This window comes from Streptomonospora nanhaiensis (assembly GCF_026642255.1).
Lineage (GTDB): Bacteria > Actinomycetota > Actinomycetes > Streptosporangiales > Streptosporangiaceae > Nocardiopsis > Nocardiopsis tropica.
The window spans coordinates 379475-396626 of sequence record NZ_CP113264.1 but is presented as its reverse complement, the minus strand read 5'-3'; the positions used below and the strand labels follow the sequence as shown (position 1 = coordinate 396626).

General features: G+C 74.1%; 15 protein-coding genes. 5 read left to right on the top strand and 10 right to left on the bottom strand.

What is annotated here, in order from left to right:
• Positions 1-22: 22 nt before the first annotated feature.
• Positions 23-622 (bottom strand): TetR/AcrR family transcriptional regulator, encoded by a 600-nt coding sequence (locus OUQ99_RS01780; protein ID WP_267947662.1) that lies wholly within the window; start codon positions 620-622, stop codon positions 23-25.
• A gap of 257 nt (positions 623-879) precedes the next feature.
• On the opposite strand from OUQ99_RS01780, the gene OUQ99_RS01775 reads away from it, so the two are divergent.
• Positions 880-2595, top strand: a complete 1716-nt coding sequence (locus OUQ99_RS01775; RefSeq protein WP_431061474.1) for an MDR family MFS transporter — start codon at positions 880-882, stop codon at positions 2593-2595.
• A 44-nt stretch (positions 2596-2639) separates the two neighbouring features.
• Here OUQ99_RS01775 and OUQ99_RS01770 read toward each other — a convergent pair whose 3' ends face one another.
• Positions 2640-3089: a GNAT family N-acetyltransferase gene (locus tag OUQ99_RS01770; RefSeq protein WP_267947661.1), complete on the bottom strand. Its 450-nt coding sequence runs from the start codon at positions 3087-3089 to the stop codon at positions 2640-2642.
• A gap of 147 nt (positions 3090-3236) precedes the next feature.
• Complete coding sequence (locus OUQ99_RS01765; RefSeq protein ID WP_267950216.1) at positions 3237-4460, bottom strand: ATP synthase F0 subunit B; 1224 nt, start codon at positions 4458-4460, stop codon at positions 3237-3239.
• Positions 4461-4854: 394 nt separating this feature from the next.
• Between OUQ99_RS01765 and OUQ99_RS01760 the strand changes: the two genes are divergently transcribed.
• From OUQ99_RS01760 to OUQ99_RS01750, 3 genes are all read left to right on the top strand, one after another.
• Complete coding sequence (locus OUQ99_RS01760) at positions 4855-5418, top strand: gamma carbonic anhydrase family protein (protein WP_267947660.1); 564 nt, start codon at positions 4855-4857, stop codon at positions 5416-5418.
• A gap of 271 nt (positions 5419-5689) precedes the next feature.
• Positions 5690-6247 carry a hypothetical protein gene (locus tag OUQ99_RS01755; RefSeq protein ID WP_267947659.1) on the top strand — a complete coding sequence of 186 codons (558 nt, stop codon included), beginning with the start codon at positions 5690-5692 and terminating at the stop codon, positions 6245-6247.
• Positions 6248-6401: 154 nt separating this feature from the next.
• On the top strand, positions 6402-7151 hold the full coding sequence (locus OUQ99_RS01750) for a hypothetical protein (RefSeq protein WP_267947658.1): 750 nt from the start codon (positions 6402-6404) through the stop codon (positions 7149-7151).
• A 181-nt stretch (positions 7152-7332) separates the two neighbouring features.
• On the opposite strand, the gene OUQ99_RS01745 is transcribed toward OUQ99_RS01750, so the two are convergent.
• The 7 genes from OUQ99_RS01745 to OUQ99_RS01715 form a co-directional block, all read right to left on the bottom strand.
• Positions 7333-8520, bottom strand: coding sequence for a sensor histidine kinase (locus OUQ99_RS01745; protein WP_267947657.1), 1188 nt, complete (start codon positions 8518-8520; stop codon positions 7333-7335).
• Entirely contained in the window at positions 8517-9788 is a 1272-nt protein-coding gene (locus OUQ99_RS01740) for a sensor histidine kinase (protein WP_267950215.1), read from the bottom strand. The genes OUQ99_RS01745 and OUQ99_RS01740 overlap by 4 nt, the downstream gene beginning before the upstream one ends.
• 372 nt (positions 9789-10160) lie before the next feature.
• Positions 10161-11009 (bottom strand): ABC transporter permease, encoded by an 849-nt coding sequence (locus OUQ99_RS01735; protein WP_267947656.1) that lies wholly within the window; start codon positions 11007-11009, stop codon positions 10161-10163.
• A gap of 75 nt (positions 11010-11084) precedes the next feature.
• Complete coding sequence (locus tag OUQ99_RS01730) at positions 11085-12083, bottom strand: ABC transporter ATP-binding protein (protein ID WP_267947655.1); 999 nt, start codon at positions 12081-12083, stop codon at positions 11085-11087.
• 968 nt (positions 12084-13051) lie between these two features.
• A complete protein-coding gene (locus tag OUQ99_RS01725) occupies positions 13052-13954 on the bottom strand; it encodes a serine hydrolase (protein WP_267947654.1) in 903 nt (300 codons plus the stop codon).
• On the bottom strand, positions 13951-14844 hold the full coding sequence (locus tag OUQ99_RS01720; RefSeq protein WP_267947653.1) for a LysR family transcriptional regulator: 894 nt from the start codon (positions 14842-14844) through the stop codon (positions 13951-13953). Before OUQ99_RS01720 ends, OUQ99_RS01725 begins: the two co-directional genes overlap by 4 nt.
• Before the next feature lie 77 nt (positions 14845-14921).
• Positions 14922-15557, bottom strand: a complete 636-nt coding sequence (locus tag OUQ99_RS01715) for a TetR/AcrR family transcriptional regulator (RefSeq protein WP_267947652.1) — start codon at positions 15555-15557, stop codon at positions 14922-14924.
• A 64-nt stretch (positions 15558-15621) separates the two neighbouring features.
• Between OUQ99_RS01715 and OUQ99_RS01710 the strand changes: the two genes are divergently transcribed.
• Positions 15622-16953: an alpha/beta hydrolase gene (locus tag OUQ99_RS01710; RefSeq protein ID WP_267947651.1), complete on the top strand. Its 1332-nt coding sequence runs from the start codon at positions 15622-15624 to the stop codon at positions 16951-16953.
• Positions 16954-17152: the final 199 nt, after the last annotated feature.

The window sequence follows — 17152 nt, the reverse complement described above, 5'->3', positions numbered from 1 at the left end:
CCTGCCCGGCGACAATCCGGCCCTACGCCCCGGGGTCGCCGAAGTCCTCCAGGCACAGGTCCAGCAGGGCCTGGATCCGCGCCGTGAGCCGTTCGCGGTCGAGCGCCCGCAGCGCGGTCGCGCCCTCCACCAACCGCACCCGGCTCAGCCCCAGCATGACCGCCGCCACCAGTGAGGCGTGCGACCGCTCCCCCTCCCCGCCCAGGTAGGCGGAGAGCGGGTCGATCATCGCCGTGGTGATCCGCCCCTGGTAGACCGCCTGGAGGTCGGGGTCGCCCGCCGAGTCGTCGAGGGCGCGCTGGAGCGCGGTGCCCTCGCCGTGGAGGCGGCTCACCGCGTGCTCGGCCAGGCGACGGGTGAGGGTTCCGTGGTCCCCCTCGATGAGGCCGGGGAAGACGCCGTCCTCGCGCAGGATCTCGGTCAGGAGCCCGCGCTTGGCCCCGAAGTAGCGGTTGATCAGGGCGACGTTGACGCCGGCGTGGGAGGCGATCATCCGCGAGGAGACGGAACCGTATCCCTCATCGGTGAACAGTTCCCGGGCACTGGCGAGAATGCGCGCCCGCGTCGCCTCCCGGCCGCGCGTCGGCCCGGCACCGCTTCCGGTTTCGTCCGGACGGTCCATCTGCACACCCCTCGGCGGCCGCGATCTGGCTTTCAGGTTTCCAGGTTGGCACCTCGGAAGGACCCGCGCATACCGAAACGGGAGCAGAGATACCGATTTGACAGGTCAACACCGTTTACCTATACCAGAGGGAGGACGTCGCCCCCGGCAGTGAGCCGCGGGGCTTTCGTGCGTCCGTGATCGGGGGGCCTGTGGAAGAGTCGTTGCGTCGAGAAGGAGAAACCGGGAGCGCCCCCTCGAAGAAGGCGCCGACCGCCATGACGGGCCCTGATTCCTCCGACCATCCCACCACTGGAACCCCCGACGCCTCCGCCGTCCGCACGGCCCCGAGCCCCGCGGTCGCGCCGGAACCCCCCGCCGACGACGACCCCGCGCTCCCCCCGAAGCGCGTCGTGCACCGCATCATGGTCGGCCTCGTCCTGGCCATGCTCACCTCGATGCTCACCAACTCGATCGTCGGCACCGCCCTGCCGACGATCATGGGAGAGCTGGGCGGGCAGGACCGGCTGGCCTGGGTGGCCACCGCCGCGCTGCTGACCATGACCGCCTCCACCCCCGTGTGGGGCAAGCTCTCCGACCTCTGGGGCCGCAAGCTCCTCTTCCAGGTGGCGCTGGGCATCTTCATCGTCGCCTCGGTCGCGGCGGGCCTGGCCCAGGACATCAACTGGCTGATCGCCGCCCGCGCCCTCCAGGGGCTGGGCGTCGGCGGCCTGGCCACGCTGCCCAACATCATCCTCGGCGACGTCGTCTCGCCCCGCGAACGCGGGCGCTACAGCGGCCTCATCGGCATGGTCTTCGGTGTGTCCACGGTCCTCGGCCCCCTGGTCGGCGGGTTCCTGGTGGACAGCCCGCTCGGTTGGCGCTGGTGCTTCCTCATCACCGTGCCGCTCGCGGTGGTCGCGTTCGTCGTCATCCAGTTCCTCTTCACCATGCCGTTCGTGCCCCGGCGCGACGCACCCGTGGACTGGGCCGGCGCCGGCCTGATCTTCAGCGCCGCGAGCACCGTGATCGTCCTGCTCAGCCTCGGCGGCACCCAGATCGCGTGGAACTCGCCGCTGTCGTACGCCCTGGGCGCCGCCGCCGTCCTGCTCACCGCGGGGGCCGTGCTGGTGGAGCGCCGTGCCAGGGAGCCGATCATCCCCGCGCGCCTGTTCCGCGACCGGACCTTCGTGCTCGCCTCGCTCGGCTCGGTGTGCGTCGGCATGATGATGTTCGGACTCATCATCTACATGCCGCAGTACCTCCAGATGGTGCACGGGATGTCGCCCACCGTGTCCGGCCTGATGACGCTGCCGCTGGTGGCGTCGTTCCTGTTCACCTCGATCGGCTCCGGCTACGCGGTGAGCGGGAGCGGCCGGTGGAAGGCCTACCCGGTCGTCGGCATGCTGCTGTGCGTGATCGGGTTCCTCGCCCTGAGCCAGGCCCACCTCGACCCGGGGCTGACCACGGTCGTCGTCGGCCAGGCCCTGGTCGGACTCGGCTTCGGCCTGAACATGCAGCTCCTCCTCCTGGCCACGCAGAGCTCCCTGCCCGTCGCGGACATGGCGTCGGGCACCGCCTCGGTGGTGTTCTTCCGCAACCTGGGCGGCGCCACCGGCGTCGCCGCGTTCGGCGCGGTGATGGTGGGGCGGCTCGACACCGAGCTGGCGGAGGCCGCGGCGGCCGCGCGGGCCCAGGGCGCGGCGGACGCCGAGGCCGGGGTGGAGTCGGGCGCGTCGGAGCTCTCGGTCGGCCTGGCCGACGCCGCCGAGGCGGCCCAGGGGTCGCCCGAACTCGTGCACGCGCTCCCCGAACCGGTGCGGGACGTGGTCGTCACCGCCTTCGACCACGCGATGCAGGGCGTGTTCACGGCCGGTGTGCCGATCGCGGTCCTGGGGCTGGTGGCCGTGGCGTTCATGAGGGGCGTGCCGCTGCGCGGCGGCCGGGCGAAGGCGCCGAAGCCGGCGCGGAAGGCGCGTCGGGCACGGACGTGACGTCCGGCCCCCGGACCTGCCCGGGGGCCGGGCCCCGGGCCGCCTCAGAGGTAGCGGCGGAACCCCTCGGCGGAGTTGTCGAACCCGAGGGCCGCGTAGAACCGGTGCGCGCCGTGCCTGCTCTCGTGCGACAGCAGTTCGACCTTGTAGCAGCCTGCCTGCGTGGCACGGTCGAGCGCGTCCTCCATCAGTGCGCGGCCGATGCCGCGCCCCCGGGTCAGCGGGTCCACCACCAGGTTGTCCACGACGGCCCAGGGCTGGGCGTCGTGCGTGAGGTTGGCGACGACCAGCAGGTCGAGGGTGCCGATGATCTGGCCCCGCTGCTCCGCGACCAGGACCGTGCGGTCGGGGTCGGTCTCCATCCTGGTCCACGCCCTCACCGCCGCTGAGGACATGCGGACGTTCGCGCTCTGGGTGTCGGTGGTGTCGCCGAGTTCACGCAGAAGACGCAGGATCGCACCGAGGTCGGACCGGATGGCCGCGCGGATAATCATGGCTTCCGGAATCGTAGCCGACAGCCCGCGAAAGGCGGACGTCCCCCTACAACCAGGACAAAACACCGAAGGGCGGGGACTGTGTCCCCGCCCCTGGAACCCCTGCTCCCCGGGGCCGGCGCACCGGTCGCGGAGAGGTGTCGGGGCCTACGGCTTCCGGATGACCCTGACTCCCTCGTCGCCCGAGGGCGGCTGGTTCTGACCCGACTCCGGACGCCGGTAGACACCGGTGATGCCGGGGTCTCCGCCCGCCGCGTCACCGGCCGGAGCCTTGGCCTGCTGCCCCGGCTGGGCCTGCTGCGCCTGCGGCCGGCCCTGGGGCCCGTCCGGCGCGGGGCCGGTGAACCGGGCGCCCTGGGGCGGGCGGGGGGCCGAACCGGCGTCACCGCCGCCCCTGGCCCCCTCCTCCTCCTGGGGACCGCCGGCCGTCTTCGGCCCGGCCTGGTCGGCCTGGTCCGGCCTGATCACCGGCTTGATGCGCACCGTGGCCTGGTCGGTCTCCTGCTGGAGCGGAGGCAGCTTGGTGGTGGCCTCGTCCTTCTGCTCCGGCGCGGGCCGGGGGCCGGGCCCCGTCTCGGGCGTGACCGCCCGGGCGGCCTGGGCCGCCTCGGACCGGACCGGCTGCGAGCCCTCCGCACCGGGTCCCGCCGGCTTGGGAGCGGGCTTGGCCGCGGGCCTCGCCGCGGCGGGCTTCTGCTCGGCGGCCGGGCCGGAGGCGTCCTCCCGCGACAGGCCGGTCTCCAGCGCGCCCGCCTTGTCCTCGGCCTCGACCAGGTCGGCCAGGGTCGAGTGCATGTCCTTGAGGCGGCGCAGCGCCTCGGCGTGCGTGGCGGTGAGCGTCGCGAGCCGACGGTCCGCCGTGTCGTGGATCTTCTTCGCCCGCGCCTCGGCCTCGCCCAGGCGGCGGTCGCCCTCCTGCTTGGCCTGCTCTCGGAGCTGGTCGGCCTCCTGCTTGGCGCCGGAGACCATCTCGTGCGCCTCGGCACGCGCGGAGGACACGATGCGCTCGGCGTGCTCCTCGGCGTCCTTGCGGTGCTTGGCGATCTCCTCCTGGGCCGACTTCTCGATCTCCTTGACCTCGGACTCGACCTTGGAGCGACGCTCCTTGGCCTCTTCCTCGGCGATCCGGAGGATCTCGGCCATGCGCGCGCTGATCTGCTCGTGCTCAGGCTTGACCTGGGCCTTCTCGCGGGCGATGGCGAGATCGCGCTTGTACTGCTCCAGCTCGTCGTCCATCCGCTGCAAGCGCTCGCGGATGCTCTTGAACTGGTTGTCCATGCGTACGTAGTAGTCGTCGACGTGCGCCTTGTCGTAGCCGCCCTTGCGCACCGTCGGGAATCGGTCCTGTTGCAGTCCGCCGCCCGGCAACATATCGCTCATGTGCCCTTCATGTCCTTACACCGTTTGACTGCACGTCGTACAACGTGAGAGTTGCCCCGTACCCCATTGTCCTAGGAACACCCGTCGAGTCCTGGAAACGACATCCACTCGATTTTGTCCCTTTTGCCCTGGTACGGCCGCATGAGGGGCACCGGCCGCGAGCAGAGTATGACGCCGCGGACACCGTCCGGACGACCAAGGCGGGCACGCGCGGCTCCGCGGCGTCAGGAGTCCCGAGGGGTGGATCGCCGCGCGGACCCCGGTCACGTTCTTACTAAGGTATGCGCGATCATCCCCGTACGGGGGCAGAGCGGTCAACTTCCCGTCGACCTCACCGTGCGCGGGGACGAGAAGCACAGCCGGAGGACGTATGGAGGGCCACGACATGGGTAGTGCGACGGACGGCCAGACGGAGGACGGGGCCCTCGGCCCCCGGATCGGCGGCGCGGCCTTCGGGAGGCCCGAGATCCACCCGACCGCGTGGATCGCCCCCGGCGCCACCGTGGTCGGCCGCGTGCGCCTGGGCGCGGAGAGCAGCGTCTGGTACGGATCGGTGCTGCGCGCCGACGGCGAGGACATCGTGGTCGGGGACAGGGTCAACATCCAGGACCAGTGCGGCATGCACTCCGACCCGGGCCAGCCGGCGATCCTGCACGACGACGTGAGCCTCGGCCACAAGGCCATGGTGCACGGGGCCGTCGTGGAGGAGGGGGCGCTGATCGGCATCGGCGCGATCGTGCTCGGCGGCGCCCGCGTGGGGCGGGGCGCACTGGTCGCCGCGGGCGCCCTCGTCCCTCCCGGCAAGGTGGTCCCGCCCGGCACCCTCTGGGCCGGCGTCCCCGGCAAGGTGGTCCGCGAACTGAACGACGAGGACCGGCTCGTCCTCGCGCACACCCCCTCCCACTACGCCGCACTCGCCGTCCAGCACCAGGAGGTGCTCTGGGCCTGAGCACCGGACCGGCCCCGGGCGGACGCGGCGCCGCAACCGTCGCGTCCGCCCCTCCCCCACCTCCGGACCACTGGAGCGATGGGGTATTCGGGACTTCTGGCTAACCCGGGTGACCCCCGCACTGGTCCTCACGAGTCATGCGCGACCGATACGCCCCCGCGTAGCCTGAAATCCTCACGCCCGTGGGGCCGGGTTCGTCGCGCCCGCAACCACGAAGGCCCGGTCCGGGGGCCACCGGCACACGCTCGCGACACCCGGGAGGTGGGCGCGCGTGGAACACGACACACACCCGCGACCGATGGTCCGCTCCTCCCTCCACGACCGCGTGGCGCTCGACGAGATCGACCTGTACTCGGAGGTCCTCATCGCCGTGGCGTGCGCGGACCACCCGCTCAGCCCCGCCGAGATCGACCGCGTGCTGGGCCTCTCCCCCGGGTCCTCCGGGGACGGGCCGCAGGACGCCGCCGGAACGGCCGGCCCCGCGTCCGCCCCGACCGGCCCGGCGCCGCGCACACGGCCGGACACGGGCGGGGCCCCGGGGGAGGACCCCCTCCGCGAGGGCGGATGCGCGGCCCAGGGCGCCGGGGGCGCGCGGGACGTGCAGGGCACCGCTCCGGCGCAGCGCAAGGGCGGCGCCCCGTCCAGGTCGGCGAGGCCCTCGCCCCGGGGCCGGGTCCCCGAGCAGGGCCGGCCGCCCGAGGCGCCGCTCTCCGGCCCGCGGTTCCTCCCCCGCCAGCGGCCCGCCCCCAAGCCGTCCCCGCTCCCGCGCTCGGCGCCCTTCACGATGCGGGCACTGCCGCGGCTGCCCCTGCCCCCCTGGACGTACTGAACCGGCCAAGCGGTTTTCCCCTGTCCGCTCCTGTTCACCCGAAATCGGCCTGATCCGGCCACGTCCTTCCGCTCCACCGCGGCCCGCACGGGGTATTGGCCTCTCGGGACCCCCTTCCGTCCCCCCGAGGCGCACACCCTTCCAGGAGCCGCAGATGTACCCAGACGAACCGGACCGCCAGGAGCCCCAGGGCGGTGTGGAGTCGCGTTCCCGGCGCAGGCCAGGAGGGGAGGAGGAGCCCGCGCGCAAGGTGACGCTCGCCATCGCGCTCACCGTGACCTTCGTCTTCCTGCTGGCGACCGCGGCCGGACTCGGCTGGTTCCTGTCCGACGGCGGCCCCTTCTCGGGCGGCGGCTCCGCGTCGGAGGAGGACGGACGCGCCGCCGACGAGACGGGGGGCGACGAGGCGGGCGGGGACCAGGCAGGCGGGGACGCCTCCCCCGAGGGCACGGTCGAGGACCCGCGCTCGGGACTGACCTACCAGCTCCCGGGGGAGGGCTGGCAGCGGCTCGGCGACGACGAGGTCCCCCCGGAGTACTACTCGTACGCCGTGTACGGCTCGGCGGAGGACCCGGACGCGATCATCGTCACCGGCAGCGAGCAGCTCCACGCGGCGGAGCCGATGGCCGTGGCCGGGGTGCGCCTCGCGGTGGAATCGCTGGGCGGCCTGGTGACCGACGTCGCCTCGCTCGAGGTCGAGCCCTCCGGCGCGACCGACGTGGGCGGCTCCCCCGCGTTCGGGGTGGCCGTGGACGGCGGCGGGGACGAGGCGTCCTACGGCCGGTTCCTGCTGGTGGAGACGGGTGACCGGAACGGCGCGTTCATGCTCGGCATCAACACGGACGGAGGGGAGGAGGCGACCGCGGCGATCGACGAGGCGTTCGCCTCGGTGGGAGTCCTCTGACGGGCCCGCGCCCTCCTTGCGGGGAGAGGGCCCCTCGCCCACCTCCACGATGCGCCCGGCGCCCACCCGTCCCCACCGCGCGGGAAGAGGGCCGGCCCGCGCGGGGTCCACGGGCGCCGGACGAGCGGCTCCGCCGGACACGGCGGCGGCGCCCGCCGGGGCGGGCGGACCGGCGGGCCCCTCACAGGGGCAGGACGGCCCGGAGCAGGAAACCGCCGCCCTTCGTGCGCACGGCCGACAGGGAGCCGCCGCCCAGGGAGACGCGTTCGGACAGGCCCGCCAGCCCGCTGCCCGAGGAGGTCCCGCGTTCGCCGCCGTCGCGCGCCCCGTCGTTGGACACCTCCACCACCAGGGCCCGGCCCATGGCGGTGTCCTTCGCCCGGGTGAAGGCGATCTCGCACGCGGTGGCGTCGCTGTGCCGGAGCACGTTGGTGACCCCCTCCCGCACCACCCACGCGGCCAGGGACTCCCGGTCCGGCGGCAGGGACAGGCCCTCCAGGCCGGTGACGGACACGGCGGTGCCGTTGGCCGCCAGGACCGCGCCGACCGACGCCACCTCCTCCGCGAGGTCCACCTCCCGGTACCCGCTGACAGCGGTGCGGACCTGCTGCAGCGCCTTGCGGGCGAGTTCGTGCACCTCCTCCATCTCGGCGGCGGCCCGTGCGGGCGCGCGGTCGACCAGCCTGCTCGCCAGCTCCGCCTTGACCGCCAGGGCCGACAGGCTGTGGCCGAGCAGGTCGTGCATGTCCCGGGCGAACCGGAGCCGCTCCTCGGTCACCGCCAGCTGCGCCCTGGCCCTCTGGCCCTTCACGGCGTCGTTGGTGACGTCCCACAGCCAGAGGGACGCGAGCGAGCCCGCGGAGAGCAGGAGCGCCCACCCGATCGAGAAGACCCAGGCCAGGAGAAAGGGGATGAACTGGATATCCAAGGGGCTGAACGGGATCAGCGCCCAGGGGAGCGCGAGAAGGAGCGCGCTGACGGCCGCTCCACGCCTCCGGGAGGCCACGAAGACCCCGACGGCCCACCACGCGCCGAGGAAGAACATGCTGCTGACGGGGACCTGGAGGGCCGCGGCGGCGACCGCCGCCATCGCGATCGAGCCCCAGTAGAGCCAGGGCCGCGGGTCGCGCCGCCCGTCCATCCGGTCCCGGAACATGGCCATCAGGGCCACGCCGAGGGGGACGGCGACAGCCTCCGCCAGGACGGTCCTCCACAGCGTGACCTTGTCGGTGCCGAGCCTGAGCTCCGTCAAGGGCATGCCGACCAGGATGAGGAGGATGAACAGCATCGAGCCGAGGATGATGCGCCGGGCCACGCGGAGCTTGCGCTCGGTCCGCCGGCTCCCGGCGGGATCGACCCCGTGGTTCATCGACGGCCCTCCCCGTGCTCGGAGGAGGCCCCCGCACCGACGGGCCCCGTCCCGGCCCCGGCCTCCAGGGGGAGGACCGCCCGGAGCAGGAAGCCGCCGTCCCTCGTGCGCGCGGCCGAGAGGGACCCGCCGCCCAGGGAGACGCGTTCGGACAGGCCCGCCAGGCCGTTGCCCGAGGAGGACCCGGGTTCGCCGCCGTCGCGCGCCCTGTCGTTGAACACCTCCACCACCAGCGCCGTCGGCCGGTCGGGCCGCCCCTGCAGCCGGGAGAACGAGATCGCGCACCGGGAGGCGTCGCTGTGCCGGAGCACGTTGGTGCCGCCCTCCCGCACCACCCACGCGGCCAGGGCCTCGGTCCGCGAGGGCAGGTCGGGGCCGTCCAGGCCGCTGACGGCCACCCTGGTCCCGTTCGCCTCGAGGACACCGCCCACGGAGGCGACCTCACCGGCCAGGTCCACCTCGCGGTAGCCGCTCACCGCCCCGCGCACCTGCTGCAGTGCCGCGCGGGCCAGGTCCTGCACCTCGGACATCTCCGTCCTGGCCCGGTCCGGGGAGCGTTCGGCGAGCCTGCCGGCCAGTTCGGCCTTGACCGCCAGGGCGGACAGGCTGTGGCCGAGCAGGTCGTGCATGTCGCGGGCGAACCGGAGCCGCTCCTCGCCGACGGCCAGCCGGGCGCGCGCCGCCTGCCCGCGGATCGCGTCGTTGGTGATGTCCCACAGCCAGAAGGTCGAGGCGAACAGGAACCGGAACAGCAGCGCGAAGCCGACGCCGAACATCCAGGTGAAGGTGAAGGCGAGGGGCGGGATGCCCAGGACCAGGGGCAGGGTGAGCGCCTTGAGCCAGCTCAGGGCCGCGAGCGCCAGGCCCAGGTTCCGGCTCGTCCTGGACGGCACGGCGTTCGCGACCACCCCCCACCAGGTCGCCAGGACCAGGGCGGAGTTGAAGAGGCTCTGGACCAGGGCGAAGGAGGCGCAGCTCAGGACGAGCGACCAGACGACCAGGCGGCGGTCGGCGGCGCCCGTGCCGTCGACGCGTCCCCGGATGAGGAGGACGAGCAGGACGCCCGAGCCCAGCGCCGGGACAGCCGCCACGGCGGCGATCCACGGGGGGAGGCCGACGTCCGACAGGTAGCCGGCGTCGATCACGGCCCAGAAGGCCTGGGCCAGTGCCAGCGGGTACGTCGACCAGACGGTGATCGCCCGGGCGATCCTCAGCCGCCTCGTGTTCCTCGCGCTCACGCCGTCCAGGCCGACGTCCCCTTCCACCATGCCCACGGTCCCCTCCGCGTGTCCGACCCGGCGTCCCGGCCTGCGCCGGCCCCGTCGTCCACAGGCTCCGGAACGCACTGGTGCGGCCCCCACCATCCTGCCAGGGTGGTGGGAGGAGCTCCGTGACGGGAACCCACCGCCGGTCGGGGAGAGGGGGTCGCCGGACGGCCCGCCCGCCGCCGTGCCCGTCCGCGCGGGGGCGCAAGGGTCCTGCTCATGGGCGGGGTCCGCTCCATGGACCGCCGCGCTCGCCCGCTTGGGCCCCTGGGCGCCTACGGCCGCACCGCCGTCCGAACTGCTGTGCCCGCCCGAGCGGGGAGCGGGGGCGGCCGTCCGTCCCCGGCCGCCCCCGCTCCCCGGATCCCGCCCCGGTCACGGCTGGCGGGGGTCCCACTTGAAGAACCTGCGCACCAGCAGCGCCAGGACCGCGGTCCACGCGAGCACGACGCAGATCGAGGGGAGCGCGGCGGCCCACAGCCCGAGGTAGCCGGGCTGCGTCGCCGCCTCCAACCCGCCGAACACGTCATAGCCGGTGAAGGCGGCCTGGGCCATCAGGGTGACCGGCGCGACCGGCAGCAGCATCATCGCTTCCCGCAGGGGGTCCGGCAGCATGCCCAGCGGGATGAACAGCCCTCCCAGGAACAGCAGGATCATCATGGGCACCATCGCCGCCATCTGGGCGGCCTCGGCGTTGCGCACCATCGGGGTGACCAGCAGGCCGAGCAGGGTCATCGGCACGGTGCTCAGCAGCACCGCCACCAGCAGCATCACCGGGTCCTGCGGCATCGATCCGGTGAACGCGGAGGTCACGGCGGTCATCAGCACGGCGACCAGCAGCGAGAAGAGGGCCACCACGCCGATGACGGCGCCGAAGATCGCCGCCTGCGGCACCCCGCTCACCCGGAGCCGCTTGAGCACCAGGGCCTCCCGGCGCGCCGTGAACACGTTGGAGGCGTGCCCGAGGCCGACGATCAGGCCGATGCTGCCGAGCATCCCCGCCATCGACATCGCGGTGCTGTCCACCCCGGGGAAGACCTCGTAGGACTCCATCCCCAGGGAGACCACGAGCAGGAACATGGGCAGGGCCAGGAACATCCACGCGGTCTTGTACCGCACGAACAGTGTGAACTCGGTCCGGGTCAGGCGCGCGGCCTGCCGGAATCGGCCGGTGGTGGGCCGGGGCCGCCCCGGGGCCGCTGCGGCCGCGGTGGGTGTGGTCATGGTGTGCTCCGTACGTCGTGGGGTGGCCCGGGGGCCGGGGGTGTGCTCGGCGGCCGCTCACGCGGCGCGGGGTGCTCAGTCCCGGACGAGGTCCGCCGCGCCGTCCGCGACCCGGAGGAACACGTCCTCCAGGGAGGCGCCGCGCACCTGGAGGTTCTTGAGCGTGGTCCCGTTCCCGGCGGCCCACCCGATGAGCGCCGCGACGGCGTGGTGGGCCCGGTCGGAGACGTCGCCGTCCAGGACGGTGTACGTGGCCCACAGGGAGTGGTCGCGCGTCTCCACGGCCACCTCGGCCCCGGGCAGGCTCGGCAGGTCCCCCGTGCGCACGTCCTCGGGGAGCAGGAAGCTCACCCGGTCGCCCCACCCGGCGAGGACCCCGGCCAGGGTCCCCTCGACCCGCACCTCGCCCCGGTGCATGATCGCGAGCCGGTCGGCGAGCCGTTCCGCCTCCTCCAGGTAGTGCGTGGTGAGGAGGATCGCGACCCCGTCCCTCTTCAGGTCGCCGATGATGCGCCAGGTCTCCTGGCGAGCCTCCGGGTCCATGCCGGTGGTCGGCTCGTCCAGGTACAGGACCTCGGGGCTGGTGACGAGGGCGAGTCCGAGGTCGAGCCGGCGCTTCTGGCCGCCGGACAGCTGGCGGACGGCGACCCGGCGCTTGTCCAGGAGGTTCACCAGGCCCAGGACCTCCTCGGCGTCGCGCGGGGCGGCGGCGAGGTCGTGGGCGAGGGAGACGGTCTCCCCGACCGTCAGGTCCTCCAGCAGGCCGCTGCCCTGCAGGACCGCGTTGGTGCGCTCCCGGACGCCGACCGGCTGGCCGTAGGGGTCGGCGCCGAAGACCCGGACCGTGCCGGAGCTGGGCTTGCGGAAGCCCTCCAGCGTCTCGATGGTCGTGGTCTTCCCGGCGCCGTTCGTGCCCAGCAGGGCGAAGAGCTCTCCGGGGTGGATCTCGAAGGAGACGCCCCGGACCGCCTCGAAGGTCCCGTAGCGCTGGCGCAGGTCCCGGACGACCACCGCGGGCCCGGTGGCGTCCGGGGCGGTGTCGTGGGCCTGGGCTGGGTTCGCTGTCGTCGTCATGCGACCAGGTTCCCGCGGGGACGGGCGCCCGGGACAGACGCCGTTGTCACCGGCTGCCGGTGCGGAACCTCCCGGCCCCCGCACTGACAAATGTCATCCGGGCAGGCCGCGGGGCACGACGCGGCCGCCCGCACACGTCCGGTTCCCCGGCTCGCGTGCGGGCGGCCCGCGGTGTCAGCGAGCGCGCCCGGCCCCCTCATCACTCGCGTCGGGCGTGTCCGCTGACCCCGGGTTCCCGGCCTGTGCACCGACCGGTCCCCTCCCCCGCCGGGCGGGTCGGCCGGACCGGTGGGGTGCGGCCCCCGACCACGTCCCCGTCCTGTATCCGACCGTGTCCACCCGAGGGCGGTTTTGTCCGTTCCGGCATGCTCGAAACGGACCGACACCTGCGCGCGGTGTCGACAAGAGTTCTACACGAAGATCGGCTTCCGCGTAGGGAGAACGGCATTCATGAGAAAGTTTCATGCGCGGAATCCCCGTACCGGTGAGTTCGTTTCGCGGAAAACGTCCTCCCGGGGAAACCGGTCCGGTGCGGAGCGTCCGCGCGACCGTCCTGGAGACACCGCGAGTACCGACCGCCCACGCACCGGGGGCGGTCCCGGTGCAGCTCCCCGGGCCCCGGCGGCCCCGGACGACGGCTTCCGACCGGCCCGCCGCCGCTGTCGTCCGCCTTCTCGGCGGGCCCGCCCGAAACGGCGGTCCCGAACGCTGCTCCGGGGCCGGGCGCCACCCGCCCCCCGATTCTTCCGAGCCGCGCCGAAGGGCTGGCCCTCGGCGAAATGGATCCGTTCCGCGAAGGGCGCCGCACCGGAACGCACCGAATTTCACGGTGCCGCCCCGAGCCCCCTGCCTTTTCTCCGGAAGGGTGCGATCCGGGAGCCGGCCGCGCACGGGGGCTGGCACGCCGTGCCCGTGGCGCGGAAGCTCTCGCGCCACGGGCCGGAGGGCCGGTCACGGCGGCGCGGGGTTCACCAGGCGCGGAGGTGGTCGCGCAGGGAGCGGGCCACACGGGCCATGAGCGCCTCGGCCCCGGGCTGGTGGACGGCGGGCACCCGCGACTCGGTGAGCACCGACACCGCGAACGCCTGGCCGTCCGCGTGCTCGACCACGCCGAACTCGTGGCGCAGGTTCAGCAGGGTGCCGGTCTTGGACGACCAGGTGGACGCGTCGGAGGTGAAGTCCGGGGCGAGGCGGTGGCGCAGCACGTTGCTGCGCATGAGCTCCCGCACCCGCGCGGCGATCCCCGGGTCGATCACCGAGGGCCGCCACAGGGCCTCCAGCAGGTCGGTGAACGCCCGGGCCGAGCCGGAGTTGGCCCGGGTCACGTCGAGCTGCGGGATGCGGTGCCCGCGCCCCGCCGTGCCCTCCCCGATGGCCAGGGAGTGCGCCAGGTGCACCTGGTCGGGTCCGAGCCGGTCCGCGGGGGTCTCGTTGAGGTCGCGGAGCTTGTGCCGGACGGTGATGCCGCGCAGTCCCGCGGAGCGGAGCCAGGCGTCGACCCTCTCGGGCGGGGTGACCTCGAAGAGGGTGTCCGCGGCGGTGTTGTCGCTCAGGCACGTGCTGAGGTACAGGAGGTCCTCGACGCTGACCTTCGCGGGGTGGCGGAACCTGCTCATCCCCGTGTGCATCGGGAGATCGCTCAGGCCCGGCTGCACGAGCACCTGCTCGGCGCCGTCGATCTCGCCGACCCGGATGCGTTCGAGCGTGGCGATGGCGAGCGGCACCTTGACGAGTGAGGCGGTCGAGAACTCCAGCTCGGGCTCGATGCCCAGCTCCTCGCCCGTGTCGAGGTCCCGGACGAGGAACGATCCCCGCAACCCGCCCTCGTCGAGTTCGCGGCGCAGGTCCCGGACCAGTGCGGTGGCGCTCACCCGGACTCCCCCTGCCCGTCCGGCGCGCCCAGGCAGCGGGCTATGCCGTGGCCGAGGAGCGAACGCAGCCGCTCGGCCTCCTCACCGGTGTCGGCCGCCACGTCGTATCCGCGGGCGAGGCTGATCCCGCCGATCGGGCGCCAGTGCAGTCCCAGGTCGACGGCCTGTCGGCGGGAGCACAGGAGGAGGTCGTCCGAGCCCAGCACCTCGGCGGCGGCGGAGGCCAGGGAGGCGGCCACGGAGACCTGGGCGGGTCTCAGCCCGACGGCGTCCCGCAGGCGGTTGAGGGGGTCGCGGACGTGGGGGACGTCGTCCTCGGGCTGGATCCAGACGCGTCGGCCCCGCGTGGCCGACCTGCCGCGGTCCACGCGCAGGGTCTCCACGTGGAAGGAGCCGACCCGGGGCTCCACGGCGCTCGCCAGTCCGAGGGGCACCGACCAGGCCGCCTCGCCCGGCGGGGCGCCCGTCAGCGCGGCGCGGACCTCGCGAGAACCCAGGAGCTCGGTCCGGACGGCCGGCGGCGCGGGCCGGAAGTCCAGGTGCACGCCCTCCCTCCGGGCCTCGGCGCCGAGCGCCGCGAGGTCGCGGGTGGCGCAGATGTCCGGCACGGCGAGGCGCAGCGGGCGCAGCGCGGCGCGCTCGGCGTCGTGCTCCATCTCCTCCGCCAGCTGGACCAGGCGCCGGGCGGACGGGAGCATGTCGCGCCCGAAGCGGGTGAGGACGGCCCGACGTGTGGAGCGGTCGAACAGCCGCGCCCCCAGGTGGCTCTCCAGGGCCGCGATGCGCCGGCTGGCCACGGGCTGGGGAATGCGGGCGGCGGCGGCGCCGAGGGTGAAGCTGCCCCTGTCGCTCACGTTCACGAAAGCCTTGCAGGCGCCGACGAGGTCCATGCCGGCCACCCTATGCCCTTTCGACATGGAAAGGACCCCTGCCTCCGGGGAGCGCATCGACCGGCGGGCCCGGGCGGTCAGCCGGGGGTGGCGGGGCCGCCCGGCGGCCGGGGGGCGACGGCGCGGACGGCCGCGTCGATCGCCCTCCGCTGGGGATCCAGGGACGTACCCGGCGGACGGCGGGCGGCGCTGAGCCAGATTCCGTCGACGAGGACGAGCAGCAGCTCCACGAGGGAGTCGACGTCCTGGCCCGGCGCGAGCTCCCCCTGCTCCGCGGCGTACCCGAGGGCGGCCCGGAGGGCGGTGCGGGCCTGGGCGTCGAGCTCGGCGAGGACCTCGGCGAAGTCGGCGTCCACGGAGGCGCGCGCGTAGAACGCGGACCAGACGCGGGCCTCGGCCAGGCGGTCCCCGTCCGTGGGCAGCAGGTCGAGCAGGACCTGGCGCAACCCCTCGGCGAAGGTCAGCTTCCCGGGGCCGATGCGCACACGGGAGATCCGGGCGGACACCGCCGCCAGCGCCTCGCGGAGCGCGAAGCGGAGCAGGTCCTCCTTGGTGCCGAAGTCGCGCTGGACGGCCCCCGCGGAGAGTTCCGCCTCCGCCGCGACGGTCCGGATGCTGACGCCCTCAAGACCCTCGCGGGCGGCGATCCGGTGGAGCGCCGCGGCCACCCTCCGGCGGCGTTCTTCCCTGTCTACGTACCTGGGCACGGCCACATTGTGACACACCCCCACGATTCGATACACTCGTATCGATACGAACGTATCGAATGGAGGACGCATGGACCACCCACACGAACGCGGCGCCGGCCGGCGGCCGACCGCCGCCGTCGGACGCAGAGCCGCCCTCGCCGCCGCGTGCATCACCGCCCTTCCGGGAGCGGCGGCGGCCGCACTCGTGCTGCTGCCGCCGCCGTCGTGGGACGCGTGGCAGTACGCGCTGCTGGCGCTGGAGTTCAGCCTGGTGTTCGCCGTACCGGCCGCCGCGGGGCTGCTGATCGCCCTCACCGTCCTGTTCCGCGGCCGGCGCCGGAGCCCCCGGGAACGGGACGGGGCCCCGGCGCCGGGCCCCTCGGCCGGTCGGGGGCGGCGACTCGCGGCGGTCGCCGCCGCGGCCAACGCGGCCGTGCTCGCCGCGGCCCTGGTGCCCCCCGCCGCGATCTGGTCCACCGCGCGCGCCGAGGGCGCGCGGCTCAGCCTCGCCGAGTACACCGCGGGCCTGTCCACCAGCGCCGACCGTGAACCCGAGACGCGCGTCTACCTGCGGCTCGACGAGTCCGGGGAGGAGATCGCCGACCCCTCGGGCAGCGGCGCCCCCGAGGCCGCGGAGGAACTGGTCCTCGACGTGTGGGAACCGGAGCGGAGGGAGGACGACGCACCGCTGCCCATCGTGGTGAACGTCCACGGAGGCGCCGACGACCTGCCGCAGAGCCTCCTTCCCCGCTGGGACACGTGGCTGGCGGACGGCGGTCGCGTGGTGTTCGACGTCGACTACCGGTACTTCCCGGACGGTGACTGGTCCGCGCCCGTCTCCGACGTCAAGTGCGCCGTCGGCTGGGCCCGCGCGCACGCGGAGGAGTACGGGGCGGACCCGGACAGGATCGCCGTCACCGGTCAGTCCGCGGGGGGCCTGCTCGCGCTCCTCGCCGGGTACACGTCGGCGGAGGAGATCCCGCCGAGCTGCGACGTTTCCGAGACGGCCCCGGACGCGGTCGTGGCCTGGTACTCCGTGGCCGACGGAACCGACGGGGCCCCCGAGGTGCCGTGGCGGCAGCGCCACTCCCCCGTCGGCGACGACCTGGACGAGGGCTCCGTCCGGATGATGGGCGGGACCCCGGAGGAGGTCCCCGAGGAGTACGAACTCATCTCCCCCCTCCACCAGGTGTCGGCCGACAGCCCGCCCACCCTGCTGGTCATGTCGGGCCACGACCTGTTCCTGGGCACGGAGGACAACCGCCGCATGGCCGCCCGGCTGGACGAGGCCGGGGTCGCGCACCGATACCTGGAGATCCCCTGGGCGGAGCACATGTTCGACCTGAACTGGGGAGGCTTCGCGAGCCAGCTCACCCGGCACACCCTCGACGGATTCCTCACCGAGCACCTCGCCCCGTGACCCCCGGGGCCCGGCCCGTCCCGGAGAGCGGCGGGCCGGCGGTGGACCGAGGACCCCGCGGGCTCCGGACCGCGGAGCCGCGTGCGCCTCTGCGCCGGACACGGCCGACGCGGATCGGGGCGAGGCGGCACGGAGCGGGTCGGGTCGGGGTGAAGCGGGGCACTGTCCACAGGCTGTGGACGACGCCGCCGGGCGACCC

Bases quoted from the DNA above. Each gene is read 5' to 3' on its own strand.
- OUQ99_RS01750 (WP_267947658.1), top strand. From the start codon at position 6,402: ATGTACCCAGACGAACCGGACCGCCAGGAGCCCCAGGGCGGTGTGGAG.
- OUQ99_RS01745 (WP_267947657.1), bottom strand. From the start codon at position 8,520: ATGAACCACGGGGTCGATCCCGCCGGGAGCCGGCGGACCGAGCGCAAG.
- OUQ99_RS01770 (WP_267947661.1), bottom strand. From the start codon at position 3,089: ATGATTATCCGCGCGGCCATCCGGTCCGACCTCGGTGCGATCCTGCGT.
- OUQ99_RS01780 (WP_267947662.1), bottom strand. From the start codon at position 622: ATGGACCGTCCGGACGAAACCGGAAGCGGTGCCGGGCCGACGCGCGGC.
- OUQ99_RS01710 (WP_267947651.1), top strand. From the start codon at position 15,622: ATGGACCACCCACACGAACGCGGCGCCGGCCGGCGGCCGACCGCCGCC.
- OUQ99_RS01740 (WP_267950215.1), bottom strand. From the start codon at position 9,788: ATGGTGGAAGGGGACGTCGGCCTGGACGGCGTGAGCGCGAGGAACACG.
- OUQ99_RS01735 (WP_267947656.1), bottom strand. From the start codon at position 11,009: ATGACCACACCCACCGCGGCCGCAGCGGCCCCGGGGCGGCCCCGGCCC.
- OUQ99_RS01775 (WP_431061474.1), top strand. From the start codon at position 880: ATGACGGGCCCTGATTCCTCCGACCATCCCACCACTGGAACCCCCGAC.
- OUQ99_RS01760 (WP_267947660.1), top strand. From the start codon at position 4,855: ATGGGTAGTGCGACGGACGGCCAGACGGAGGACGGGGCCCTCGGCCCC.
- OUQ99_RS01730 (WP_267947655.1), bottom strand. From the start codon at position 12,083: ATGACGACGACAGCGAACCCAGCCCAGGCCCACGACACCGCCCCGGAC.
- OUQ99_RS01765 (WP_267950216.1), bottom strand. From the start codon at position 4,460: ATGTTGCCGGGCGGCGGACTGCAACAGGACCGATTCCCGACGGTGCGC.
- OUQ99_RS01720 (WP_267947653.1), bottom strand. From the start codon at position 14,844: ATGGACCTCGTCGGCGCCTGCAAGGCTTTCGTGAACGTGAGCGACAGG.